The sequence below is a fragment of the Shewanella electrica genome, assembly GCF_022321485.1.
Classification (GTDB): domain Bacteria; phylum Pseudomonadota; class Gammaproteobacteria; order Enterobacterales; family Shewanellaceae; genus Shewanella; species Shewanella electrica.
Genome location: NZ_JAKOGG010000006.1, coordinates 131,117 through 154,548 on the forward strand (window position 1 = coordinate 131,117; position 23,432 = coordinate 154,548).

A 23,432-nucleotide genomic window follows, 5' to 3' on the forward strand; every position below is an offset into this window, starting at 1 on the left:
CCTCATTGATAGGGGCAAAGCTCATCAAGCTCCGCAGATTTGAGGGTATTTAAGCTATCGATAATGTATACCCCAAAACGACTTAACTCGTCGTCTGTGGCGCAGTCAAACGCAGACTTTCTTGCCTAAAATTTCACTTAAATGTTGTGCTTCTTTGAAATGTCTAAAAGCTGGACTGGCATACAGTCATATTGAAAGAGGACGGTTTTTATCCCAACCTTGTGCGCGTTTTCACTAGTCCAGCAAGATAAATGCGCATGCGCACTAATAAAATGTTATAAGTCTCAAGAAAATAGATCTTATTCTAAGAAGGAACTCATATGGACGAGCAGTTGCTTATAGAAAAAGCTGAAGAGTTAATAAGCCTGAAGCGAGAAATAAATAAATTGATGTCCAAAATGCAAGAGCTGAAGCAAGAGATAATGCCTGCCATCCAAGAGCATGGGGCAGTCAAGTTCGATTTTGGTCGGGTTTACTATAGTGAATCAAAAGGTTCAGAAACGTTCAGTCGAAAAGATGTGCTTCAATATTTAAGGGATGCATACGGGGATGCTCTAGCGGATCAAGTCGATGAAGATTGTACGAAACATGGTGAACCTAAGAAACTCGTCTACGTTAAGGTCAACGACTTATAACAAAAAATTGTAGTCGCCCGCAAGCGGGCTGGGACCTCCGCTGCTACGCAGCTCCGGCGCCTAAATTAGGCGTTATATGCTTAAAAGGAATTTTTAAATGCGCTTCTTCTTTCTACTTCTCTTTATTCCCTCCTTTGTTTCAGCTGAGATTAATCTTTCTATGCAAGCTCAACTTATTGAGATGGCAAACCAGGATCAGGCAATACGAAAACAGTTAGGAGATGCCGGTTGGGATAAGGCTCCGAAAGAGCTTCATGCTAAATTAGCGTCAGTAGATCATCAGAATACCGAAAAACTCAAAGCCATGTTGAGTAATCGACAATGGCTGACAAATGCTGAAGTCGGAAATGAGGGGGTTGGAGCAGCATTTCTTATAATACAGCACTCGTCAGATACTGAGTTTCAAGAAAGAATGCTCCCACACTTAAAGAGAGCATATTTAAATAATGAAGGTGTATCAGGACAACAAGTCGCACTTTTGACTGACCGCATACTTATTCATAAGGGGCAAAAGCAACTGTACGGTACACAAGCAGATATTAAAAATGGTGAAGTCATTTTCATGCCAATCTCACAAGTTGATAAAGTGGATGAAAGAAGAGCTGAAATGAACATGCCACCATTGGAGTTTTACAGAAAGCTCATGGAGGAAATGTATGGCATTAAAGACCACGCCGAAATAGAGTTAAATTAGTGCGCATATAACAAACAAATTAAGTCGCTCGCAAGCTCACTGGGGGCGTTCAATTTGGGCTTTTGCTGTGTTTTTGACTGCCCGTTAGCTTAATCGTTAAGGTTTCATAATGTACGAAGAAGAAATCCAGTTTTTGAAAAATGTTGAAGACCCTTTAGATAGTAACAATCAGCGCGACTTATTGACTGATGCTGAATGCAAGGAGCTTCAATCTAAATATCCCGGTATTCCCAATGAATACACTTCATATTTAATGGAGGTAGGCTATGGATCTGTCAGAGAAGACCAATACATGATTTATGGTTACCCGACGCTATGCCATGAAGATAGTGACTTTTCTTGGTACGAAACAAACGGAGTTAACTATTTGGTGATAGGAGATGACTTTGCGGGCAACCTATATGCGCTCAACATAGACTCTGGGTATAAGCCTGTATTACTTGATCACGAATGTAATGAAGAATTTCCACATCGTGGAAGTATAAAGTCTTTTTTCAGGCAAATGATGCTTTTGGACGAAAATGGCAATGATCAAAGAGAGCCTTAATAAGACCAAGCAACATCACTTGCTGCACTCTTTGGCAGCCTTGCGCTCGCGCTTTTTGTGCATAGCCTCGACATTGTTGCACAAAAGTTACAATCACAAGTCAGCCGTTTTTGGGCATCAAGCGCGATAAATGAGATCACTTATGAGCTTCGATTTTATAATTCTAAGGCCAGAACAAGAACTGGATGCCGTTTCCGCACTAGATGAAGTGGAGTTGGCCTATTCATTAGGTTCTGCTTGTGAAGTCTACTCTTATCTATCTACATTCTTTTCGAGGGGTGATAGTGGGTACTGGCTTGGCGAAAATGGCGAAGTTATTGAGATAATGGAATACGAAGACAATTCGCAGTCCCTGCACTTATCACTTCAATTCGGTCAGAATTGGAGTGACTCTATGAGTGACGATTTTATGGAGATGCTGAAAGTTATGTGCGCACCAAAAGGCTGGGCGGCTTTTTCAGACAATGAGCGTATTGCGTAGTTAAGCGCCTCACAAGCCGCTTAACACGTTTTTCCGCAAAAAGTGCGGCTTTCACAGGCACTTTTACCCATAAACAAGCCATTGCCAATCTAAATCTCTACCTCTAAATATGCTGCATTGAAAACACTACTGGCTTGGCAAGCAAATAGCAAAAGACCGCTTTGGCGGTCTTTTGCTTTGTTATCCGTTGCAAACTATTGGTTTTGCTCGTTGTTGAGATCCATATGCATATGGATCAGCCGTTCTTCCATATCAAAGGTGACGGTAAAGCCCAACGTTTTGGCTAAGTTAGCCATGTTGCGGTTTTCAAACATGGTAAAGCCGGTGAGCACTTGGGTGCCGCTGGATTTGAAGTAAGCAATCAATTTTTCCAGCAGCAGTTTGCCGATACCAATCCCTTGGTGTGAGCTGCGTACCGCCATGGCAAATTCCGCTTCGGTATTGTCCGGATCTATCGAGGCTCTGACCGCACCAAGGGTAATATCTTCGCCGCTATCGTCTTTAATGGTGGCGATGAAGGCCATTTCGCGGGCGTAATCGATCTGCGTCAGTACCGCCATCTCTTCATGTGTCATTTGTGACCGGACACCAAAATAGCGTTTGTAGCGGTCTTCATCGCTGAGTGAATTATCAAACGCCAAATGCTTGGGTTCATCTTCGGGCAGAATAGGGCGCAGCATGACTTTCAGACCATTGCGCAGTGTGGCGTATTCTTCCAACTCTTTTGGATACGGTAATATCGCCAAGCGGGCGGCATTGTCTTTTACCTGTTGGGTGAGCTGAATATTCACATCCAGCAGGGTGATGGTGGTACCCGACGCCAATACGGGATTGAGATCCAAGCGTTCGATTTCGGGGCAATCAATAATCAAGTTAGAGATTTGCGTCAACATGCGGCACACCGCCATCATGTCTAGGCCGTTTGGCAAGTGGCGGTCATGCACTTTGCCGGTCTTTAAGCCTTGGATCACCATGTAACGCGCCAATGCCAAGTTCAGCGGCGGCAGCGCTACTGCGGCATCACGCGTGGGTTCCCATTCTGAGCCGCCCTCACCAAGCATAATCGCGGGGCCAAACACTGGGTCATTAATTACTGCCACCCGTAACTCTTGCGCGCCAGCGGTGAGCGCCATGCGTTGCACTATCATGCCTTCGATACGGGCATCAGGGTTGGCGGCGCGCACGCGACTGGTGATCGCTTCTGCCGCTTGGCGTACTTCGTCGGCGTTGGTGAGGTTGAGCATGACACCGTGTACGTCTGACTTGTGCAAAATATCGGGTGATTGAATTTTTAGTGCCACCGGATAGCCGTTCTCTTCGGCAATTGCAATGGCGGCATCGGCGTCTGCCGCGAGCCATGTGTCGATGGTATTGAGGCCATAGGCCGATAAAATATCGCGCGCGTCGTGGGTTTCTAACACCTGACGATTGCTGGCCAAGGCTTGCTGTAATAAGCGGTGAGCAGTGGCAATGTCGGCGTTGGCGGTAAAGGTTTGCGGGACTTCTTGCAGCAGTTTTTGGTTACGGCGAAATTCGACCATATGCATGAAGGCGCGCACTGCACCTTCGGGCGTGCGATAGGTGGGAATACCCGCTTTTGAAAAATGGCGCCGCGCTTGGTAAGCGGAATCTTCACCGCTCCAGTTGGTCATCACGTTAACTCGATGTTTGCGCGGGTGTTGTTTTACGGTTTGGATCAGCGCTTCGGCAATGGCGTTGCCATCACCCAATGCTGATGGCGAGTGTAGCACCAGCACGGCATCAAGCTCGTCACTGTCCATCAAAATCGATAGCGCTTCACAGTAACGTTTGGGATCGGCATCGCCGATAATGTCGACCGGATTCTGTTTCGACCAGGTTGTAGGCAGCACTTGATTTAGCTTCGCCACGGTTTCCGCCGATAACTGCGCTAGTTTGCCGCCTTTGATGATCAACTCATCTACCGCCAATACCGCAGGGCCGCCGCCGTTACTGAGAATACACAGCCGTTCGCCTTGTAGCGGATTGAGGTGCGCCAAACTTTCTAATGCGGCAAATAGTTCAACCAGATCGGTTACGCGCAGCATACCCGCGCGGCGAAAGGCCGCTTCATAGACGGCATCGTTCCCTTGGTCAGCGCCGGTGTGATGCCTTGCGGCTAAGCTGCCTTCGCTGCTGCGGCCCGACTTAATCACCAAGATCGGTTTGTGGCGTGACGCCGCCCGCGCCGCTGATAGAAAGCGCAGTTTATCGCTGATGGAATCGACATAAAGCATGATGGCGGAGGTGCGTGAATCGCGGCCGAGATAATCCAGTAACTCGTCAAAATCGATATCGCTGGCATCACCGAGCGAGATAAAAGCGGAAAAGCCGATGCCTTTGTTGTTGGCCCAATCCAGCACTGTGGTGCAGACGGCGGCCGATTGTGACACAAAGGCAATCTTGCCTGATAACCCGCTGGTGTGTGCCAGCGTGGCATTGAGGTGCAAGTTGGGCAGCATAATTCCCAAACTATTTGGCCCCAAAATGCGCATACCGTAACGTTTGGCATGTTCCAACATCAGGTCACACAACGACCGTTGCTGTTCGTCTTGCAATTGGCTCATACCGGAGGCGATCACAATCGCCGTTTTGCAGCCAAACTGTGCTAGCGTTTCTATGATTGCTGGCACGCGTTCACCGCGAGTACAGACAATCGCTAAATCGGGTTTTATCGGTAAGGATTCAATATTGGGATAGGCCAGTACGCCCATAATGGCGGTTGCGTGCGGATTGACCGGCATAATTGGCCCTTCAAAGCCACTGGCCATGAGGTTTTTCATCACCACCGAGCCGGCACGAGCAGGGGAGTTAGAAGCACCAATAACGGTTATCGATTTAGGCGTGAACAGGTTACGAATGCTGCGCTGGCTCATGGGGATTTTCCATAAAAGAAAATTGACCTGCGGAGCATGATTCCACAGGCCAATCATTTCAACAATAGGCTAAACGTCCAACGCTCACGTTATCATAAACAAGGAGTTATACCTTAAATTTCACCACCACATCTTTAAGCTGATGCCCGAGATTGGCGGCTGAACCAATGGCTTGGCGGCTACTATCTACTACAGAAATGGTTTCTTGGCTGCGGTCAGCCAAATCTACCAAGTTACGGCTGATCTCTTCAGTCACATTCGCTTGTTGGTCGGTAGCTGATGCGGTTTGCACCGACATCTGGTTAACCCGTTCTGTCGAATGGCGGATCTGCTCCAGCGCTGATTGGGTTTGCTGGCTCAGTGATACGCTTTCTGCCACTAACCCCGCGCCTTGTTTGATTGAGGCAACGGCACTTCTTACGCCTTGCTGCAGTGCATCAATCATTTGCTGAATATCTTTGGTGGATTGCTCGGTGCGACCCGCAAGGGTACGCACTTCATCGGCCACTACCGCAAAGCCGCGACCTTGCTCGCCTGCGCGGGCCGATTCAATGGCTGCGTTCAATGCTAGCAGGTTAGTTTGTGCGGCAATCTCGCTGATCACATGCAGTACCGAGGTAATGTTGTTGGAGGTGACTTCTAACTGCTGGATGACATTAACCGCGTTATCGACTGAGGAAGACAGTTGATTGATTTTATCTACGGCGTTCTGCAATACCGCCGCGCCGTTATCCGTTAGCCCGCTAACGCTGTCTATTTCATGCGCGGTTTCCTGTGCCAGTGAGGCCACTTCTCGCACGGATGCAGCCATCTGATTGACCGCGGTAACTATCTGCTCGACCGATTGCCCTTGGTAATGAATTAACGAGCTGGTTTGCTCCGATTGTTCATCCAAACGTTCCACCTGATTGCTCAGCGAGCTGGAGTGATTAACTACCGCGGTAAACATCTGTTGCAGCTGCGCAATAAACTCATTGGTGGCGGTGACTAGATGATCGATCTCCACCAGATTAGCGGGTTTTAAGCGGCGCGTGAGGTCGCCATCGCCCTGGCTCAAATCTTTTATCTTTTGCGTGATGTCAGCTAATACGGTGGTGACAATACGTGGGCCGAAGAATGCGGACAGGATGGCAAACAGCACCATGACTACTGTCAGACCTTTTTCAAAGACACCAAGATTAGCGGCATAACTTTTTGCTTCTTCACTGACTTGATGGGCTTGTGCATCGGCGGCTTCTCCTGCGGCGTTATAGATTTTACGCAGCGCAGCAAAGTTACTATTTGAGGTACTCAAGTAATGCGTCATGGCCTCTGAATTTTTGCCCGCCTTTACCGCGCTAATGGTGGTGGCGGTGTCTTGCTGCCACTGCTTGAACGCTGTATCAAAGCCGTTGGTGGCATCTTCTACTTGCGGATACTGCGACATCAGCGTTTGAAAACTTTGCATACGCTCAAGCGCTTGCTGCAAGTTCTCATTAATCGCCTCAATCTGTTTTTGCTGCTTGGCTGCGGTGTCAGCGGTGGTGATCAGCTGTAGCTCAGCGAGTTTGGCCTGATACAGATCTCTATCCGCGTTTAAAATCGCTGAAATCGCCACATTAAATTCATTCCCTAATTTTTCCGTTGCATCCTCTGCATGACTGCTACGAAATTCATCGATAACCGCTAACGCGATTAAAGCCAGTGCCAACGCTGAAAACAGCAGGGTAAAGCGAGCACGCAGGGAATTGAACATTTAACTTACCTCTCAACAAAAAGTACCTCGTGTATTGAGTGTAGAACAGATTCGCCGAGAAGGAGGATGATTTATTAGGTAACTAATTGAATTTATAAGTGGTTGCTACCTACTTAGGTGTAAAACTTTAGTCGGTATAACCTAGTCAAATCATTGCGGCATTGCGTCGGTGGTTGTGAACACCAATAAGTAATCGCCAATCTCAGTAATTAAATCGATGTCGACGTGCTATCAGTGACCATTAACACAGCATTTTACCCGTGAGGGTGAACGGTGTAACCGATAACCGTACAGGTCAATGCCCAAGGGCAAGTGGCGGTTAATCAGAGTTTAACGCTATTAAGGAACGCTTCATGAGCAACATCTATGAGCGCCTAAACCAACTCAATCCGCGCCCCCAACGCGCAGTTGCTACCGTGGTTTCTGTCGCCAACGGCATGACCACTATGCAACACGCCGACGGCAGCTATCAGTCGGTGCTCGGTGATCGTTTCGTCAGCGGACAGGTTTATATAGTTGATGGTCAGGTGCAAGGCTCGGCAGCCAACCTGCGATACAGCGAGATTGAGGTTTAAAAGCCCTCACAACCATGAATTAATAACTAACATTGGGTTAAACACCATTTGAAGGTCTTTTAGCTGCCGCTTCTTCAAGTTTGTCGGGCTGTGGATTTCCGTGAGCGAGCCAATCCTGATCAAAAACACGAATTAGATCTTTTGCAAATATCTCAGCTCTGCTTCCTGTAAACCCATCACCAGGAAAACCAGAGTCCTGTTGCACCACGAGAATAGTTAAAGGTGGTAGTTCGTTTAATAAGCAATAGGATTGTATAGGCTCTAAGCATTGACCTAATCCCTGAGCAGCGATCCCTGTTAATTTACTTAGAATTCCGTAAGTGATTGTCTGACGATTTTTGGCGCATAGAGCTAATACAGCCCATATTTGACATGCTCTTTCTGAACGTTTCATATGACCTCCATGTTATTAGGACATACAAAATATAGTAAACGATGGAGTTTAAAAGGGCTCTGTTTTTGTCATTTTTGGCGGCGCGCTACAACTCGACCGGCAAATATCCCACTATCAACAACAATTAAATGCCTTGTAGAATGACGTCGTCGCCACGACGATATTAGCCCAAAGCCGTGCTACATATGTGCTACATAAAACAAAAAACCTCGAGCCAAAGGTTTTGACTCGAGGCTTTAGCTACTTACCAATTTACAGTATAAATCAATAAGTTAAATATTTGGTCGGTGTGAGAGGATTCGAACCTCCGACCCCTGACACCCCATGACAGTGCGCTACCGGGCTGCGCTACACACCGAGAGTTGTGATGATAACATCATCTGCGCAGTTATCGTGGCAGCACTTTAGCAAGAGCCACCACACTGCGCAAGTAGCAATTATCTCGTTATATGTTAATTGCTTAGATTATGTTCTTTATCGTTTATCTTAGCCTAATGGTTGTATAAACGACGTCCCTCGCGCATCACATCTAACAGCTCTGGTGCACTCATTTTCTTGCGCAGGCGCTGCGAGTAATCCTCGTTGTAGATGCGGTACTTGCCGTGGCGGTCAATCACGGTGATTTCGTTTTCTTGGTAGATAGCAAACACGCGGTTATCGCCAACATACAACCAAGTTGAGGCGTCAGGTTGCAGCAGGTGACGGCCAGCACTGTAATCGCTTGGGGCATTGGTACAACCGAGCACTTGCGTCATCAGCGTAGGCACAATGCCGTAATGGCTGCTGCGGTAACTGACTTGGCTGCCGCCAGCTTCTGGCCAGTGGATCACTAATGGCACTTTCACGTTTTGTGGCGATAGGTTGTGGCGCGCTTCATCTGAGTTACTGGTAAACACTTTGCCGTTAACACCGGTGACGATAATGATGGTGTTGTTTGGCAGCGCTTCAATCAAACGTTTTAGCTGTTGATCAACAAAGTTAAGTGATTGGCGGTACTGATTGAACAACACTTTTTGCGCTGGTTTTAGGTCTTTAGCTGACTTAATGGTTTCCACCCCGAGGAAGCCAACTGGCGTGTCGTAATCCTCTGGCGAACGCAAGTTGAGCAGGGCAAACCAATGACCTTGTTGCTGGCGGCGCCATTGGTTAAAACTGTCGATGTTGCTGATGTCGGCCATCGCACTGCCCATTGATTCGTCGGCTAAGTGCACGTTGAAATCGTTGAAAATGGCTTTCGGTTTGGCGCTATTAACGTTGGAGGCCACGCTAAACATGTCGAGTTGGTATTGCTCATTCTTAAGCGTTTGCGTGAGCAATGGTGAGGTGAAATCTAGGTCCACCGAATCGATATAACTGCCTTGCAAACTATAAAGGAGCGAGAACATGCCGCTATAGAATTGGTTACCACCGCTAAAATGGTTAGTAAACGACATGTTCCTTTGTGAAAATTCGTGGAAGAACGGCATGGTTTGCGCGTCAACCAGATCACTTCTAAAGCTATCAATGGCAACCACTAACACATTCGGGTGTTGCTGCTGCGGCATTTTGCACTGCAATGGATGCTGCGGGTAGTGCAAACGCTTTTCAAATGGTAGTGATGATAAGCTACTACCGTCGATGCCATGGTTTTCCATAAAGGTTTTGGCGGTAGCAGGGTAGGAAATTGGATACGCGTCATCAAAGCGGGTAATGGCGGTGACTTCGGCAGCGTCAGCCCAAATGTGGACTAAATGGCTGCTAATAAAGCACACACTGATAACGGCGACTAACTTATTACCGACATTGCGGCGCTGGATGCGGTCAATGCGTTTCCACAGCGCGTTGGCGAGCACCAGTTCAATAACTAGCACCACCAGCGGTGTTACAAATATCGACACGCCTTGCAGTAAACTGTTGAGGTCGGCAAAGGCCAAATCAAACGCAAATGGGCTCATGTGCATGCCATATTCGCGGTAGATCACCGCATCATATAACAGCGCACAAATGCCAATAGTGGCCACAATGGCGGCGTAACCGCGCAAAATGCGCGAGTAGGGCAGCAGCAAGGTGACGGGGAAGATAAAGACTAAGTAAACAATGAAAGCAAGAAAGCTGAAGTGGCCCAGCGTAGAGATGGCTAAATAGCCCCATCCAATAACGCTGTCGGGAAAACCTACGGTACTCAAATAACGCACACCCGCGACCATTGCGAGTAAGCCGTTGAAAAAGGCAAACCAGTGGCCCCAGTTTACCAATCTTGATACTTGATCCCTGACGAGTTGCTTTTTACGCTCCACCTTGGATTCCCATCTCTTGCTTTATGTCGATATCTTAATGCGTTGCCAACGAAAATTGCTATTCGTTAACGTAAAGATTGTGTCAGCGCTTTGGCAAATTGCTCCGCTAACTGCGCTTTACTCTCAGGACTCACGCGAGTAGACAACAGATGTGAAACCGTGTTGCCCAGCGCCATCAGGCTTAAATCGACTGGGGCTTGATGTTTTTCTAACACTGCCAGCAGCTCAGCGATCAGAGCTTCAACTTCAGCGTTGGTGTATTTAGATTGAAGTGCCATATTGAAAAATTTCACTCTTTAACGACTTAGCGGCATATAATAGCGGATTTACAACTGACTAGCACTAACGCCCATGAGTATTCACGTCGAACAAGCCATTATTCACTCAATTATTCAAGATAAAGATGGACAGCTCTCGTGCCGCTTGCGTCCACAACCGCTGCTGAACGGTAATGCGGTTGAAGCCATTGTGGCGGAATTACACCAAGTCTACTCAGCCAAAGCGGGCAAAGGCTTTGGTTTTTTCGGAGTTAACGGCAACGACGGTGAAGCCAATCCAGCGTTTAAAGAAGCGCTGCGCGATTACACCTTGGGTAAACAAGGCTTTGTTGAGTTTTCCGCGCTAGCGGGCAATCTGCTGCAACAAGAGCTGTCAAAATACGATTTCAGCCAAGGCGGATTTTTGCTGCTGGCTTGCTACACCTATTTGGCGAGCGATTATCTGTTTGTGGCGCTGCTGAACGCCAAGCCATCAATGACCGTACTCGATGATATGGAGCTGAGCCAAAACACGCACTTGGATTTAGCTAATCTGCAGTTGGCAGCGCGTATCGACCTGACCGAATGGCAAGCTGATGACGAGTCACGCAAATATATCTCGTTTGTGCGTGGTCGTGCTGGCCGTAAAGTGGCGGACTTCTTCCTCGATTTTATGGGTTGCGTTGAAGGCGTTAATCCAAAAATGCAAAGCAAACAGCTGATGCAAGCGGTGGAAGACTTTGTTGCTGAAAGCGACATGACTAAAGAGGAACGCCAAACGTGTCGCGATCGCGTATTTGAATACTGCACTGAGCAAGTCGATAGCGGCAGCGAAGTGATGCTAAAAGATTTGGCTGACGAATTGGCCGAGTCCGGTATGGATTCATTTTACGATTTTGCTGCCGGTGGTGAATATGCGTTGGAAGAGGAGTTTCCTGCCGATAAATCTACCTTGCGCCAGCTGAAAAAGTTTTCAGGCACTGGCGGCGGTGTGTCACTCAGTTTCGACAGCAGCCATTTAGGTGAGCGGGTGATTTATGATCCGGTGTCGGACACCATTATGATTAAAGGCGTGCCTGCCAACTTGAAAGATCAACTGGATCGCCGCCTGAAAGGTGACTAACCGAGTTGCCTGAAGCTAAAAATAAAGCGCCGATTTGGCGCTTTATTTTTCTTGAGGTGTTAGCAATTAACGGCGGTTGAACTGCAAACGTTCACCCAAGCTGTTATCAATAAACTTGCTGCCGTCAAACACGTGTTTACCGTTCACCCAAGTACCGGCGATGCTCGCCTTGAATTGGTGACCATCAAATGGTGACCAACCACAGTGGTAACGGATGTTTTCTTTGGTGACGTTAAACGGCGTGTTTAAGTCAACCAATGCTAGGTCGGCAATGTAACCTTCGCGCAGATAACCACGGTCTTTCAGCTCAAAGCGTTCCGCTACGGCGTGACTGGTCTTTTGCACAATTTTCTCTAGGGAGAAAATGCCTTGGGCGTGCAGGTCGAACAGGCTCAGTAGGGCGTGTTGCACTAATGGCAAGCCGGATGGCGCTTTAAAATAGCTGTCGGCGTGTTTCTCGTCCCATGTGTGTGGCGCGTGGTCGGTCGCAATAATGTCGATAACATCATTATTCACCGCTTGTTGAATCGCCAATTGGTCGGCACGCGTTTTCACGGCTGGGTTACATTTGATCAAGCTACCCAGTCGCTCGTAGTCGCTGTCGTTGAAATACAAGTGATGTACACACGCTTCGGCGGTGATGTTGGCACCTTTCAGGTCCGCCAGTTTTTTACCTGCTTGGAACAGATACAGTTCATCAGCAGTGGTTAAGTGCAGAATGTGCAGACGAGATTTGTGTTTAATGGCTAATTCGGCTGCCATTTTAGACGATTTTAAGCAAGCTTCGCGGGAGCGGATTTCGCCGTGCAGCGACATTGGCACGTTATCGCCGTATTTTTCACGCATAGCGGCTTCGTTAATGGCGATCATTGGTGTGTCTTCGCAGTGGGTGGCAATCACTACTGGAGAGTTGGCGAAGATTGCGTCTAATGTATCTGGGTTATCCACCAACATGTTGCCGGTAGACGCGCCCATAAAGATTTTTACACCACAAGCTTGGTTCGGATCTAAGCGTTTAATCTCTTCCAAGTTGTCGTTGGTTGCGCCTAGGTAAAAAGCAAAGTTAGCTAAAGAACTTTGCGAGGCGCGGGTATATTTGTCTTCTAATGCCTGCAAGTTGGTGGTTTGCGGGTTAACGTTGGGCATCTCCATAAAGCTGGTGATACCGCCTGCAACCGCGGCACGAGACTCGCTAGCAATGGTGCCTTTATTAGGAAAGCCAGGCTCACGAAAATGCACTTGGTCGTCAATCATGCCGGGCATTAAGTATTTGCCGCTGGCATCAACCACTTTCGCATCCGCTGGGGCGCTGATGCTAGTTGCGATTTTGGCGATACGTCCATTTTCAATCAGTAGGTCTTGGGTACTGATGGTGCCTTCGTTCACCACTTGAGCATTTGTGATTAGGGTTTTCATTAGGGTACCTGTTAAGCATTGATTAGTTAGGCAGTGACATAGGTATAATAACGGAATATAAATGGAATTGCTGTCACAGAAATCATTTGATTAGATAGTGGCTGTCAATCAACACGGCCAGTTTAGCGCACCATTTGCGCTAACATACGGCTATCTTTTAACGAGTGGACTGTTTCTCTACTCAGGAGTATTAATGCAACTTTTTGTTAAAGATCTTACGGTTATCGATTTTTCATACCTGTGCCCGATCCGTGGCATGGTCGGAGAAAGCTGGATTGTTGATGTTTTGCTGGATGGTGGTCTCGATCAGCAAAACATGGTGCTCGATTTCGGCAAAGTTAAAAAGCTGATTAAACACGTGATTGATGATGTAGCTGATCATCGGCTGTTGATCCCAACGGCTTGTAGTAAAGTACGTTGGCAACAGCAGAACGAACGCGTGTGGATGGACTTTGATAGCAAGCGCGGCAGTATTCATCTGGCGTGTCCTACCGAAGCGTTCGCTTTAGTGCCAGCAGAGATTATCGATTTTGATTCAGTGAATGCGTTCCTACAAAAAGCTCTGCGGGATGCGCTGCCTGATAATGTGGCCGAAATCAGCCTGACGTTGCGTAACGAAATGTTGGATACGCCGTTTTATCATTACAGCCACGGTTTGAAAAAACACGACGGTAATTGCCAGCGTATTGCTCACGGACATCGTAGTCCGATCAAAGTTTTTGAAGACGGTGCCTCTGCGCCAGAGTGGGATAAATATTGGGCTGACCGTTGGCATGATATTTACCTCGGTACTGAGGAAGACCTAGTGGCTATCGAGACTATGTCGCTATCGCCACAAACCCGCGCTACCGATGCCAGCCATTACGGCTTTCATTACCAAGCACCGCAAGGTGACTTTCAGTTAGCCATTGCTAAGGATTGCTGTGAAATAATTCCACACGACACCACCATCGAGTTATTGGCAAAATTTATGGCCGATACGTTGGCGGCTAAAGTGCCGGGCAAGCAATTTCGCGTTATGGCGTTTGAAGGCATCGGCAAAGGTGCCATTGCTAACGCCCAAGTGGAGCGTAGCTAATTATTTATTCGCGTAAGGAGTCGCACAGTTTGAAATTTGTTAGCAGCAAAATCGCGTTACTCAGTTGTTTGCTCGTTGCGCCATTGATGGCGGCACAACCTCACTCGACCAGTCGCACCAGCTTGGAAGGCAAAATGGCGCAGGGCGCGTTAGTACGTGGTACGACCGAACCCGGCAGCGAAATTAGCTTGGATGGTAAACCGCTGCGGGTGAATAAAGCCGGGCAATTTGCGTTCGGGTTCGAGCGCGATGCGACGCCTGAGCATCAATTGGCTATTCGCTATCCCGATGGTAATACTGAAGAACTCAGCTTAAAGGTGACAGCACAGGATTACCGCATCTCACGTCTGACAGGCATTAGCAAAAAGATCATGGAGCCCAATCCAGATGATGTGGCGCGCGCCAAGCAAGATTCGCAGATGGTACGTGAAGCGCGTGATACCGATAGCGACCTTAACGCCTTTGCTGGCAAGTTTATCTGGCCGGTGACCGGCCGTATTTCTGGCGTTTATGGCAGTCAACGGGTTTACAACGGCGTTGCGGGTAATCCGCATTACGGCGTAGATATTGCGCGGCCAACTGGCACGGTAGTTGTGGCACCAGCAGATGGTGTGATTACCTTGGCGGTGCCTGATATGTTTTATTCTGGCGGGACGATGATCATCGACCACGGTTTGGGTGTGAGTTCATCATTCCTGCACCTTAGTAAGTTGTATGTAACGCCGGGCACTAAGGTAAAGCAGGGGCAAAAAGTGGCGGAGATTGGCGCGACCGGGCGTGTTACCGGCCCACATTTGGATTGGCGCCTCAACTGGTACCAGATGCGACTCGATCCGCAAACAGTCGTTCCGGCGATGTCCAGCGTATTACCGAAGAAGACTCAATAAGTTAGCTGTTCAGCTTAGTGTGAAATCCTTGCCACTGATCGGTAAAAAATGCTTACCAGTCAGTTGGTAGGGATTATATTTGTAGATTGTAAATAATCTAACATTCTGAAATTTAAAAACATTATTTTCTCTGCTCTGTTTGGCACGTAACTGGCATTTGTTTTCGCAACTAATAAAAATCTGTTGTGGAGGAGTTATGCTTGGATGGAGTCTGTTTGTTAGCACCGTGTTCTTACTGATCACCCCCGCTGTATCTGGCTTTGATTCTCAAACTCAACATCTCGGGATCTCACCTGACTTTGTACTGGCGCTACTTGGGTTGGCTTACGCCACGCATGTAGTGGTTAAAATGGTGCAAAAATTACAGGATAAAGCCCTATGCCGTTAATCGTAACCTATGCCTTGGTAGCGCTGGCAGCGTTAGTGCTTGGCTATTGGTTACCATTGGCGTTTGCATGGTTGTGGCCGCTGCTGTTGTGGTTAAGTGTTTCTTTTGCGCTAGTTGCGGCGGCTTATGTGCTGCACCGCCCAGCGATTTTCCGCAAGAACAGTAATGGCCGTGTTGGTCCAGTGATGCGTTGGGTGCTGTTTCCGTTTCTGTTGGTGATGACGCTATATAACAATCTGGCACGCCGTTTTGATGCGGTGCCAGCGATTAGCGAAGTTACTCCGGATCTGTTTCTCGGCAGTCGGCTTATTTACAGCGATTTGGATGACCTGAAACAACGTGGTATTAGCGCAATTTTGGACGTTACTGCGGAGTTTGATGCCATTCCGGCGGCAATGCTTGAAGAAGCGGGTATCAACTACCTTAATGTGCCCGTGCTCGATCATGACGTGCCCACCACCGCAGCGTTGCGGCGGGCGTTACAGTGGATGTCACGCCAACAACGTCTTGGCCGTAAAACCTTAGTACATTGTGCGCTTGGGCGTGGCCGCTCAGTATTGATGGTAGCCGCGTGGTTACTGACCCAAGATACAGAGGTGACATTAACCGACGTACTGAAAACCATTAAAAAGCATCGCGACAGCATCAGTTTGAATGCGCGCCAAATTAAGTTATTGCAAACACTGTGGCACTCAAACGAGTTTGCCGCCAAGCAGCGCTTATGGCTGATTGTGAATCCAGTCAGCGGCGGTGGTAAATGGCCGCAGCATCGTGAACTTATCGAACAACGACTGAACGAATTTTATGATGTCAGCGTATTGGAAAGTTCGCCGGAGATGTCCGCCCGGCGCTTAGCGCAGCGTGCGTTGCAAGAGGGCGCCGATGTACTGGTGGCCGGTGGTGGCGATGGTACGGTGACGGAAGTTGCCTCAGTGTTGGTAGGCACCGATTTACCGCTGGGGATTTTGCCGTTGGGTACCACCAATGCGCTCAGCCACGTACTGTGGGGCATTAGTGCTAAACTCGATCCGATAAATTCAGCGCTGGATAACATTCTCAACGGTGAACAACGGCGCATTGATACCGCTAAATGTAACGGTAAGACCACCTTGTTGTTGGTCGGTGTTGGTTTTGAAGCGCAGATGATTAAAGAAGCGGACCGCGAACAGAAGAACCAACATGGCGAGATGGCTTACTTACAAGGGTTTTGGAACTCCATCAGCCAAAATAAAGTGCTGCGGCTAAAGGTGCGTGCTGATAGCGGCAAATCTATGTACCTCAACACGGGATCGCTGACGGTAGCTAACGGCGCGCCCAATACCACCTTGCTGGCCCAAGGGGCAGGTTATACCGATCTGCGTGAAGGCTTGCTAGATGTGACGTGGTTGACGCCACATGAGGACACAGAGTGGGGCAAGAGGTTGTTTACCTTAGCGGAGCTAGCGCTCAATGGCCTGACGGGAACCGGCTTAGACATTCACGCCCACCATATAAAAGTTAAGCGACTGCGAATAAAGGCATCGCAGCCGCTTGATTATGTCATTGACGGTGAAACTGAACGTGCGAGAAAACTGGATATCAAAGTGCGACCAGCATCGCTCAATGTGTTATTGCCGCCAAGTAAAGGTTAGCAGCCCCTAGATTTGTTCGTCGTCTTGCTGATACTTCTCTAGCTTGTTGTACAGCGTTTTTACACTGATCCCCAATTGATCCGCCGTGGTTTTGCGGTTGCCTTGGTTTTCCGCCAAGGTGGCCTCAATCGCGGCACGGGTCAAATCTTCTAACGGAATGCCAGCCGGAATATTTTCAAGGCTGGCATTCTGCTTATAGCCGTCGCCAAGAAAATCTTGCTGTAACTGCAAGTGATGCGGTTGGATCACATCGTCGGCCAAAATATAGGCACGTTCGATGCAGTGCTTCAATTCGCGTACGTTACCCGGCCAGTGATAATCGGCAATTTTACTCAGTGCTTCTGGTGAAATACCAATCTCGGTGAGTTCCTGCGCGTTACGGTAGGCGAGAAAATGTTTGGCAAGGCCAACAATGTCATCGTCGCGTTCTCGTAATGGCGGGATCATCAGTGGAAACTGCGCCAGACGGAAATAGAGGTCCTCACGGAAGATCTCCTGCTCAATCGCTTCTGCTGGATTACGGTTAGTGGCGGCAACAACGCGTACGTTAGCTTGCTGAATATGTTGGCTGCCCACCGGACGATATTCACGGTTTTCCAATACTCGCAACAATTTTACTTGGTGCGCCAAAGGCATTTCGGTGACTTCATCTAAAAACAGGGTGCCGCCTTCGGCTTGAGCGAAGAACCCCTGATGATCTTTCACCGCGCCAGTGAAGGCGCCTTTGATATGACCAAACAGCTCGCTGTCCACCAGCTCTGGGGATAATGCGCCGCAGTTAACCGCGATAAAAGGGCCGTTGTTACGGTTGCTAGACAGATGCAGCGTATGAGCGACTAACTCTTTACCCGCGCCACTTTCGCCCATAATCAGCACTTGTGCTTCACTGTTGGCCACTTTACGCATGGTGCGATATAACTTACGCATTACCTTTGACGAACCTACCAGCAAACCGAATTGGTCCAATTCGCTGATGGTAACTTGTTCGCTGCGCGCTACCTGCAGTGCAGTGTAGTCAGCAATAAAGTCATCAAGCACTTCTTGCAGCAATTTTAGATCGAGTGGTGGGCGTAAATGAAAACCCGCCCCAGAGCGGATAAGCTTATCGAGCGTCACATTTGGTTGCCCGTCGCTAATAAATACCCACTCAAGCTCCCCTGGCAGTCGACTGCTAATGATACGGTTGAGACCTGCCGACATATCACCAGTCATTTCAATCAATGCCAAATGTACATCTGCGTTGAGTAACGCTTGATCCCATGGTTCATCCTCAGATGCATAGATAAAGTGGCAACCTTTACGTGCAAGTACCGAAGAAAGCTGCTTCTTAAGTGTATCTTTTTGGATATGAACAAAAATTTTAGGTATAGGCATGATTAATCCCTTCAAGGAGCCAACGCTACTGTATGCCAGTTTCATTTGTGACACAAATCAATCTTGCAAGTTGGTACAGCAATTGAATTACTTCTGAGCAAACTCGATAACTAAGGGGTAGTACCGTGTACTTAGAGTCTCCTAGTCACTATGTTGCCGAGGCGCCGGATCGCGCATTGTTGTACCTTAGTTTACATTTGCTGATGGATGGCTTAATACAACGGCAACAAGCGCTGCAATGTGCTGAAAATTACAGTGTGAGAAATTCCCTGGGCAAGCTGCTGCGACTGCATCGCAGTATGTCGCTAAGGTTGGTCGATATTCTGCAATTAGATATGCAGCGTGTTGAGCAATGGCCCTCGTTAAAACAGATAGTTACCTCGTTACCTGCGGGGGCGCAACGTCGCTTCAGTAGCACGCAGCGCTTGCTGGAAAACAGCGGGGATAGCAATGACTCCTACTGCGAAGATTTGGCCCGACCCGAACACATTTTGGTTGGTTGGCTCAGGTATGCTTGCAGCATTGTTTGCAGCCCCAGATTGAAGGCGTTAATCGCCGATATGATCGCCGCTTGGCAGATCTGTTTAGAAGGGATCAATAGTGAATTATTGACCGCAGATCCTCGGTAAAAATTACTGACCAGCACGAAATAGTTACAGCGCTATGACTTCTTGATTGACGACACAATGGTTGGGTAAAAAACACAAATTATTTATAAAACATGAGGTTAATAAAGTTGGCATCGTTCTGGCTTTAGTTAAAACGACAAATTTCGAAAATGATGTTTATTCATATTTCGACTCTCAGCGAAAGCTGAAACATGACCAAGGAGGTTATTATGAACAGCAAGATGACGAAAACTGCAATTGCATTGGCCGTATTGATTCCTGCTTTTACCGTATCAGCACAGGACTGGAAAGACGAAGCCAAGGACGCGTGGATCGATGGTAAAGCTGAGACAGTTTTGCTGCTAAACACTAACCTGAACAACTTTGACATCAATACTGATGTAAACAATGGCAAAGTGGTTCTGACCGGTAAAGTTAACAGTGATGTTGATAAAGCGTTAGCCGCTGAATTGGTTGAAGGTATCGATGGCGTAAAATCCGTTGATAACCAGTTGACAGTTGTTGCTAGCTCGTCAAGCAAAGATGACGCAGAGAAAGATGGGCAGGTATTGACCGATACCAAGATCACTACGGTAGTGAAAACCCGTCTGTTGTTTGAGTCTGAAGTGTCTGGTACTTCCATTGAAGTAACCACTAAACAGGGTGTCGTCACCTTAGAAGGCACATTGGCGAGTGAAGCCGAAAAAGATTTGGCACTGGCCATTGCGCGTAACACTGATGACGTAAAAAGCGTGGTCGACAACATTAAGATTGATGCCAACTCATAATTGAGTCACATCAACTGATGTTGCTCCTACAAAAACAGCCTCATTTGAGGCTGTTTTGCTATGTGCGATAACTAGAGAATAGGCATTACCCGCACAGTCCCAATCGCGTGCTTAGCTGCGCGAATATCCACCAGTCCTATTGTTCGCTAGCGATAATCGCTTCAATGGTGTGCGGATGTACTTTGACGCAGATGTCTGCACGTTTGAACGCGATCGTCGGGTTGGCAAGACGCTCCGCCGCAGAAGAGGGCGAACTGGCTTTTACCTTAATATCGCTATTACCGGCAAAAACTTCAGCCAGTGCTGGTGAGAGCTGCAATAGTTGCTGTTGTAATGCATCACAATCTTGCGCCTGTTGCGGCAACACTAACTCTACATGCTCCCAGCCTTCTTGCGGATAGGGTTTGTTAGGATAGGGCAGTTCAATACAACTCACTTGCCGTGCTGCAATAGTTAGTGGCTGTTGCAATTTGATAATTAAAATGGGCCGACCATTAATGATGTTGTCCGAGATAATCTCACCGCGTTGCTGTAAGGCGTGTGATAATTCCTCGGCCGCAGCAGTAGTATTTACCCGCACAGCGGCATGATCACAATGCTGCAAACTACTTAAGCCTAAATCATCTATTAATTGGGTAATCTGCTCAGAAAATCCCGCTAAGCTCGTTTGCAACTGTTGATAGAGTGCGCTCATTTAGCAGTTCCTCACGGCCAGATTTCGATAGGTGTACCGGCTTGCACCAGCTGCCAAATCTCATCCATCTGTTTATTGGTGACTGCAATACAGCCATTGGTCCAGTTGTACTGTTGCGCTTCTTCCGGTGGCAAATCGGAATGGGGGTTCTCACCGTGGATCATAATTTGTCCGCCGGGGCTGACGCCCAGTGCTCTGGCGCGAAACCTGTCTTCATCATTGGGATAGGAGATATGAATAGAGCGATAATACGCACTGTTCGGCTTTTTGTAGTCCAGTACATAACGTCCTTCAGGCGTTCGTTGATCACCTTCAGAGAGTTTGTGCCCTTTGGGGCTATCTCCCATAGCAATACGGTATTGTTTTAGCACTTTACCTTGCTGCAATAACTGCATCATCGATTTAGATTTTTTAATGACGACTAAATCGACTTGTTCAGATGCTAGCGCGACGTTAGATATATTCAGCAGCAGTAGGCTGAGCACTACAGACTTAATGGACAACATGGAGGTACAGCACACTCTCAACTAATGATGATGGGAAACGACGCATCATACCCGTTCCCAGTAAGGTATAGAAGTCTTGCAGTGATGCTGTATGATTATGACCCAAAAATAAAAATTGCGAGTGGCTGATGATTTTTATTGCGCTAAAAATTCAGCGGCCCTCAACGACATCATGCAACTAAAATGAATACGTTGCGGATTCAAAGGGAACATTGAGTTATGAGTAACACCGCGCCAGCGGCTGACCACGACAATCCACTCAAGAAAAAATTACGCGAAGTGATTTTTGGTACGGAGACGCCCGCCGGTCGTCATTTTGATTTGGCGTTAATTGCCTGCATTATTTGCAGTGTCGCCTTAGTTTATCTGGATACGGTCGCCGAAATTCATCAAGCGTACGGCACGTGGATTTATCTGCTGGAATGGCTATTTACGCTGATTTTTACCGTTGAGTACGGTTTACGTTTGTACTGCTCCACCAATCCGCTGCGGTACAGCTTGAGCTTTTACGGCATTGTCGATTTGCTCAGTATTTTGCCGAGTTATTTGGCGCTGTTCTTCCCGGGTGCCAACATGACCTTGGTGATCCGTGTACTGCGTTTGTTCCGCATCTTCCGCGTATTAAAACTGCTGCGTTATCTGAGTGAAGGCAACATGCTATTGCGTGCGATGCTCGAGTCCTCGCGCAAAGTGTTTATCTTTTTCTTTTCGGTAAGCCTGATCGTCATGGTGCTAAGTGCGGTGATGTACGTGATTGAAGGACCAGCGAATGGTTTTACCTCCATTCCGAAATCAGTTTACTGGACCATAGTGACCATTACGACCGTGGGCTATGGTGACATCACCCCGCAAACCAGTCTCGGGCAGGCGATAGCGGCATTTACCATGTTGTTGGGGTACTCCATTATTGCCATCCCAACTGGCATACTCACGGCGGAAATCGGACAAGAGATTAATCGTAATCGAGATTTACGCCGTTGCGCTAACTGTTTGAAGAAGGGCCATGAATTGGCAGCCCATTATTGTGATAACTGCGGTAGCGAGTTAGAAGCGCCGTTGTCGGAGTCAACCGACTGATGGCCCCACCGATAAGAAGCGCCAAATTTATTGAAGGCAGCATACTACGGCATATTTTGGTGATGAGTTCGACTGCGGCAATGGGCATCTCAGCGGTGTTTGTCGTCGACCTTATTGATATGTTCTTCCTGAGTTTTCTCAACGATGTGCGCATTGTGTCTGGTGTGGGCTTTGCCACCACTATCTCGTTTTTTACCATCTCGATTGGTATTGGATTGTCGATTGCTTTGGGCGCGTTAATGTCGCGCGCGGTCGGCGAGCACGATTGGGACAAAGCTAAGCGTATTCTGATCAATAGCAGCGTGGTGACAGCATTGGTTACGTTGTTGATGGCCTGCATTGTGTTAAGCCTTGTACCGTCACTGCTCAGTTTGATTGGTGCTAATGGCAAGACCGCCAGTTATGCCGCCAGCTATTTGTACATTCTGGTGCCATCGATGCCGATTATCTGCTTAAACATGTCGTTAAGTGGTGCACTGCGGGCAGTAGGTGATGCCAAGTTGTCGATGTACTCCACCTTGGTCGGTGCGGTGGTTAACTTCGTACTCGACCCTTTGTTGATTTTCGTGCTGGATATGGGCATTGAAGGCGCGGCGATTGCCTCGGTTGCTGCGCGAGTGGCAGCGTTTGCGGTATCAGTTTATGGCGTTTTCTATAAACACCAACTGTGGTCGTCATTCTCGCCCTTGAGTTTACGGCAGGACTTTCGCGCCATTGCCACTATCGCCGTGCCCGCCATGTTAACCAATGTGGCGACGCCGTTTGGTAATGCGTTTGTGACTAAGGCGATTGCCGATTTCGGTGATAGCTATGTGGCGGGGTTTGCCATTATCGGCCGTATCACGCCAGTGGCATTTGGGATGATCTTTGCGTTATCTGGCGCCATCGGTCCTATAGTTGGGCAAAACTATGGTGCTGGCTTGTTGGTACGCTTACGCGAAACGCTGACTCGGTCACTGCAATTTTGTGTGGCTTACGTGGTGGCAATCTCGGCTTTATTGCTGTTATTGCAAGATTATTTGATTGGTATGTTCGATATGGAGGGTGACGCTGCGTCACTGATCCAGTTCTTCTGCACTTGGCTGGCGGTGTTTTTCAGTTTTAATGGCGCCTTGTTTGTTGCCAATGCATGTTTCAACAATCTCGGTAAACCGCGATTTTCCATGTACTTCAACATCGGCAAAGCCACGTTAGGCACCATTCCGTTTGTGATAGTGGGAGCCAATTGGGGCGGCGCTTATGGTGTGTTATTCGGGCAAGCGCTTGGCTCAGTGTTGTTTGCAACATTGGGGGTGCTGAGTGCCTATCGGTTGATTAACGAGATTACCGTGGGGCAGCAACTGTCTATCAACCAGCGCAAACGTTAAGTTGACC

23 protein-coding genes and 1 tRNA gene are annotated in these 23,432 nt (G+C 48.0%); 14 read left to right on the top strand and 10 right to left on the bottom strand.

Annotated features, from left to right (window positions below; all coding sequences use genetic code 11):
- The first annotated feature begins 320 nt into the window (after positions 1-320).
- The 4 genes from L9G74_RS11130 (at position 321) to L9G74_RS11145 (ending at position 2,357) form a co-directional block, all read left to right on the top strand.
- Positions 321-635, top strand: a complete 315-nt coding sequence (locus L9G74_RS11130; RefSeq protein WP_238896418.1) for a hypothetical protein — start codon at positions 321-323, stop codon at positions 633-635.
- A 97-nt stretch (positions 636-732) separates the two neighbouring features.
- A complete protein-coding gene (locus tag L9G74_RS11135) occupies positions 733-1,329 on the top strand; it encodes a DUF6624 domain-containing protein (RefSeq protein WP_238896419.1) in 597 nt (198 codons plus the stop codon).
- Between the two features lie 109 nt (positions 1,330-1,438).
- On the top strand, positions 1,439-1,876 hold the full coding sequence (locus L9G74_RS11140; RefSeq protein ID WP_238896421.1) for a hypothetical protein: 438 nt from the start codon (positions 1,439-1,441) through the stop codon (positions 1,874-1,876).
- A 142-nt stretch (positions 1,877-2,018) separates the two neighbouring features.
- A complete protein-coding gene (locus L9G74_RS11145; protein ID WP_238896422.1) occupies positions 2,019-2,357 on the top strand; it encodes a hypothetical protein in 339 nt (112 codons plus the stop codon).
- Positions 2,358-2,551: 194 nt separating this feature from the next.
- Here L9G74_RS11145 and L9G74_RS11150 read toward each other — a convergent pair whose 3' ends face one another.
- The gene (locus L9G74_RS11150) at positions 2,552-5,251 is read right to left on the bottom strand and encodes a bifunctional acetate--CoA ligase family protein/GNAT family N-acetyltransferase (RefSeq protein ID WP_238896423.1); all 2,700 of its coding nucleotides are present in this window, start codon (positions 5,249-5,251) and stop codon (positions 2,552-2,554) included.
- A gap of 106 nt (positions 5,252-5,357) precedes the next feature.
- The gene (locus L9G74_RS11155; RefSeq protein ID WP_238896425.1) at positions 5,358-6,986 is read right to left on the bottom strand and encodes a methyl-accepting chemotaxis protein; all 1,629 of its coding nucleotides are present in this window, start codon (positions 6,984-6,986) and stop codon (positions 5,358-5,360) included.
- 353 nt (positions 6,987-7,339) lie between these two features.
- On the opposite strand from L9G74_RS11155, the gene L9G74_RS11160 reads away from it, so the two are divergent.
- Complete coding sequence (locus L9G74_RS11160) at positions 7,340-7,561, top strand: hypothetical protein (protein ID WP_238896427.1); 222 nt, start codon at positions 7,340-7,342, stop codon at positions 7,559-7,561.
- Between the two features lie 37 nt (positions 7,562-7,598).
- Here L9G74_RS11160 and L9G74_RS11165 read toward each other — a convergent pair whose 3' ends face one another.
- The 4 genes from L9G74_RS11165 to L9G74_RS11180 all read right to left on the bottom strand — a co-directional run bounded on the left by L9G74_RS11165 (position 7,599) and on the right by L9G74_RS11180 (position 10,509).
- Entirely contained in the window at positions 7,599-7,955 is a 357-nt protein-coding gene (locus L9G74_RS11165) for a hypothetical protein (protein ID WP_238896429.1), read from the bottom strand.
- 281 nt (positions 7,956-8,236) lie between these two features.
- A tRNA-Pro gene (locus L9G74_RS11170) sits at positions 8,237-8,313 on the bottom strand.
- A gap of 133 nt (positions 8,314-8,446) precedes the next feature.
- Positions 8,447-10,231 carry a DUF3413 domain-containing protein gene (locus L9G74_RS11175; protein WP_238896431.1) on the bottom strand — a complete coding sequence of 595 codons (1,785 nt, stop codon included), beginning with the start codon at positions 10,229-10,231 and terminating at the stop codon, positions 8,447-8,449.
- A 65-nt stretch (positions 10,232-10,296) separates the two neighbouring features.
- The gene (locus tag L9G74_RS11180) at positions 10,297-10,509 is read right to left on the bottom strand and encodes a DUF1414 domain-containing protein (protein ID WP_238896432.1); all 213 of its coding nucleotides are present in this window, start codon (positions 10,507-10,509) and stop codon (positions 10,297-10,299) included.
- Positions 10,510-10,582: 73 nt separating this feature from the next.
- Between L9G74_RS11180 and yejK the strand changes: the two genes are divergently transcribed.
- Positions 10,583-11,611 (top strand): nucleoid-associated protein YejK, encoded by a 1,029-nt coding sequence (gene yejK / locus L9G74_RS11185; RefSeq protein ID WP_238896434.1) that lies wholly within the window; start codon positions 10,583-10,585, stop codon positions 11,609-11,611.
- A gap of 66 nt (positions 11,612-11,677) precedes the next feature.
- On the opposite strand, the gene L9G74_RS11190 is transcribed toward yejK, so the two are convergent.
- On the bottom strand, positions 11,678-13,027 hold the full coding sequence (locus L9G74_RS11190) for a dihydroorotase (protein WP_238896436.1): 1,350 nt from the start codon (positions 13,025-13,027) through the stop codon (positions 11,678-11,680).
- A gap of 193 nt (positions 13,028-13,220) precedes the next feature.
- On the opposite strand from L9G74_RS11190, the gene L9G74_RS11195 reads away from it, so the two are divergent.
- From L9G74_RS11195 to L9G74_RS11210, 4 genes are all read left to right on the top strand, one after another.
- Entirely contained in the window at positions 13,221-14,105 is an 885-nt protein-coding gene (locus L9G74_RS11195; RefSeq protein ID WP_238896438.1) for a 6-carboxytetrahydropterin synthase, read from the top strand.
- An 86-nt stretch (positions 14,106-14,191) separates the two neighbouring features.
- Positions 14,192-14,992, top strand: a complete 801-nt coding sequence (locus tag L9G74_RS11200; RefSeq protein WP_238896540.1) for a M23 family metallopeptidase — start codon at positions 14,192-14,194, stop codon at positions 14,990-14,992.
- A gap of 196 nt (positions 14,993-15,188) precedes the next feature.
- On the top strand, positions 15,189-15,380 hold the full coding sequence (locus tag L9G74_RS11205) for a hypothetical protein (RefSeq protein WP_238896439.1): 192 nt from the start codon (positions 15,189-15,191) through the stop codon (positions 15,378-15,380).
- Positions 15,371-17,011, top strand: coding sequence for a diacylglycerol kinase family protein (locus L9G74_RS11210; RefSeq protein WP_238896441.1), 1,641 nt, complete (start codon positions 15,371-15,373; stop codon positions 17,009-17,011). Before L9G74_RS11205 ends, L9G74_RS11210 begins: the two co-directional genes overlap by 10 nt.
- A gap of 6 nt (positions 17,012-17,017) precedes the next feature.
- On the opposite strand, the gene L9G74_RS11215 is transcribed toward L9G74_RS11210, so the two are convergent.
- Complete coding sequence (locus tag L9G74_RS11215; RefSeq protein ID WP_238896442.1) at positions 17,018-18,385, bottom strand: sigma-54 interaction domain-containing protein; 1,368 nt, start codon at positions 18,383-18,385, stop codon at positions 17,018-17,020.
- 125 nt (positions 18,386-18,510) lie between these two features.
- Between L9G74_RS11215 and L9G74_RS11220 the strand changes: the two genes are divergently transcribed.
- Both L9G74_RS11220 and L9G74_RS11225 read left to right on the top strand, forming a co-directional pair.
- Positions 18,511-19,014 (top strand): hypothetical protein, encoded by a 504-nt coding sequence (locus L9G74_RS11220; RefSeq protein ID WP_238896444.1) that lies wholly within the window; start codon positions 18,511-18,513, stop codon positions 19,012-19,014.
- Positions 19,015-19,223: 209 nt separating this feature from the next.
- The gene (locus L9G74_RS11225) at positions 19,224-19,781 is read left to right on the top strand and encodes a BON domain-containing protein (RefSeq protein ID WP_438944561.1); all 558 of its coding nucleotides are present in this window, start codon (positions 19,224-19,226) and stop codon (positions 19,779-19,781) included.
- 136 nt (positions 19,782-19,917) lie between these two features.
- On the opposite strand, the gene L9G74_RS11230 is transcribed toward L9G74_RS11225, so the two are convergent.
- Together L9G74_RS11230 and L9G74_RS11235 are read right to left on the bottom strand one after the other, a co-directional pair.
- Entirely contained in the window at positions 19,918-20,475 is a 558-nt protein-coding gene (locus L9G74_RS11230; RefSeq protein WP_238896445.1) for a VOC family protein, read from the bottom strand.
- Positions 20,476-20,486: 11 nt separating this feature from the next.
- Positions 20,487-20,981 (bottom strand): L,D-transpeptidase family protein, encoded by a 495-nt coding sequence (locus tag L9G74_RS11235; protein WP_238896447.1) that lies wholly within the window; start codon positions 20,979-20,981, stop codon positions 20,487-20,489.
- 219 nt (positions 20,982-21,200) lie between these two features.
- Here L9G74_RS11235 and L9G74_RS11240 point away from each other — a divergent pair, with 219 nt between their 5' ends.
- Entirely contained in the window at positions 21,201-22,058 is an 858-nt protein-coding gene (locus L9G74_RS11240) for an ion transporter (RefSeq protein WP_238896448.1), read from the top strand.
- A gap of 11 nt (positions 22,059-22,069) precedes the next feature.
- Positions 22,070-23,425, top strand: a complete 1,356-nt coding sequence (locus L9G74_RS11245; RefSeq protein ID WP_238896542.1) for an MATE family efflux transporter — start codon at positions 22,070-22,072, stop codon at positions 23,423-23,425.
- Positions 23,426-23,432: the final 7 nt, after the last annotated feature.

Coding starts and splice junctions, on each gene's coding strand:
- L9G74_RS11130 (WP_238896418.1), top strand. CDS start 321: ATGGACGAGCAGTTGCTTATAGAAAAAGCTGAAGAGTTAATAAGCCTG.
- L9G74_RS11135 (WP_238896419.1), top strand. CDS start 733: ATGCGCTTCTTCTTTCTACTTCTCTTTATTCCCTCCTTTGTTTCAGCT.
- L9G74_RS11140 (WP_238896421.1), top strand. CDS start 1,439: ATGTACGAAGAAGAAATCCAGTTTTTGAAAAATGTTGAAGACCCTTTA.
- L9G74_RS11145 (WP_238896422.1), top strand. CDS start 2,019: ATGAGCTTCGATTTTATAATTCTAAGGCCAGAACAAGAACTGGATGCC.
- L9G74_RS11150 (WP_238896423.1), bottom strand. CDS start 5,251: ATGAGCCAGCGCAGCATTCGTAACCTGTTCACGCCTAAATCGATAACC.
- L9G74_RS11155 (WP_238896425.1), bottom strand. CDS start 6,986: ATGTTCAATTCCCTGCGTGCTCGCTTTACCCTGCTGTTTTCAGCGTTG.
- L9G74_RS11160 (WP_238896427.1), top strand. CDS start 7,340: ATGAGCAACATCTATGAGCGCCTAAACCAACTCAATCCGCGCCCCCAA.
- L9G74_RS11165 (WP_238896429.1), bottom strand. CDS start 7,955: ATGAAACGTTCAGAAAGAGCATGTCAAATATGGGCTGTATTAGCTCTA.
- L9G74_RS11180 (WP_238896432.1), bottom strand. CDS start 10,509: ATGGCACTTCAATCTAAATACACCAACGCTGAAGTTGAAGCTCTGATC.
- yejK (WP_238896434.1), top strand. CDS start 10,583: ATGAGTATTCACGTCGAACAAGCCATTATTCACTCAATTATTCAAGAT.
- L9G74_RS11190 (WP_238896436.1), bottom strand. CDS start 13,027: ATGAAAACCCTAATCACAAATGCTCAAGTGGTGAACGAAGGCACCATC.
- L9G74_RS11195 (WP_238896438.1), top strand. CDS start 13,221: ATGCAACTTTTTGTTAAAGATCTTACGGTTATCGATTTTTCATACCTG.
- L9G74_RS11200 (WP_238896540.1), top strand. CDS start 14,192: ATGGCGGCACAACCTCACTCGACCAGTCGCACCAGCTTGGAAGGCAAA.
- L9G74_RS11205 (WP_238896439.1), top strand. CDS start 15,189: ATGCTTGGATGGAGTCTGTTTGTTAGCACCGTGTTCTTACTGATCACC.
- L9G74_RS11210 (WP_238896441.1), top strand. CDS start 15,371: ATGCCGTTAATCGTAACCTATGCCTTGGTAGCGCTGGCAGCGTTAGTG.
- L9G74_RS11215 (WP_238896442.1), bottom strand. CDS start 18,385: ATGCCTATACCTAAAATTTTTGTTCATATCCAAAAAGATACACTTAAG.
- L9G74_RS11225 (WP_438944561.1), top strand. CDS start 19,224: ATGAACAGCAAGATGACGAAAACTGCAATTGCATTGGCCGTATTGATT.
- L9G74_RS11230 (WP_238896445.1), bottom strand. CDS start 20,475: ATGAGCGCACTCTATCAACAGTTGCAAACGAGCTTAGCGGGATTTTCT.
- L9G74_RS11235 (WP_238896447.1), bottom strand. CDS start 20,981: ATGTTGTCCATTAAGTCTGTAGTGCTCAGCCTACTGCTGCTGAATATA.
- L9G74_RS11240 (WP_238896448.1), top strand. CDS start 21,201: ATGAGTAACACCGCGCCAGCGGCTGACCACGACAATCCACTCAAGAAA.